Source organism: Salinisphaera sp. G21_0, assembly GCF_017744115.1.
Lineage (GTDB): Bacteria > Pseudomonadota > Gammaproteobacteria > Pseudomonadales > Endozoicomonadaceae > Endozoicomonas.
This window is the reverse complement of record NZ_JAGHQW010000274.1, coordinates 1-551: the sequence shown is the minus strand read 5'-3', so window position 1 is coordinate 551 and position 551 is coordinate 1. Positions and strand designations below refer to the sequence as shown.

General features: G+C 47.5%; 1 protein-coding gene. It reads left to right on the top strand.

The window, feature by feature from the left end; genetic code table 11:
- A partial coding sequence (locus tag J7439_RS26035; protein WP_209204962.1) for a hypothetical protein occupies nucleotides 1-551 on the top strand: 551 nt, incomplete at both ends.

The window sequence follows — 551 nt, the reverse complement described above, 5'->3', positions numbered from 1 at the left end:
GAATGCATTACAGCCACTGCGCCAACAGCTTGGCCTACGATGGGAATTCACGCTATCTAAACGTATGATGCTGGAGATTCTCTGGCGACAGTCCGAAGATAACCGCGCAAAATACGCTGACAGAATGAACGAGCTATTCAGAACTGTGCCTGCAATCTCACAGTGGTATCGACTGCACCGGGTACTCAGACCACAGAAAATGCAGCAATTCATGGATGCCTGTCTTGACTACCAGGCTAAACCTGAAACCGTTCCGGAATTAGCGACTCAGCAACGTTTGTTGGAAGGAATGCTCCTGATAAACCATTATCTACCGGAACACGGGAATATCCCGGATCTCTGTTTTTCAAACCGGGTGTCAACTGATGATGAAAGAGGCGTGGTTGTTGATGGTGATCATGTCATGCTGGGCCAGGAACGCCTATGGCACTTTATCACGGCCATACTGTTCGAACTTAAACAAACAGAGTATCAATTCAGGAATCAAAAGCTTACTGTCATGCCACTCGATGGTGAACCGGTTGTACTCCCAAAACCAGAGTTTACCGTCA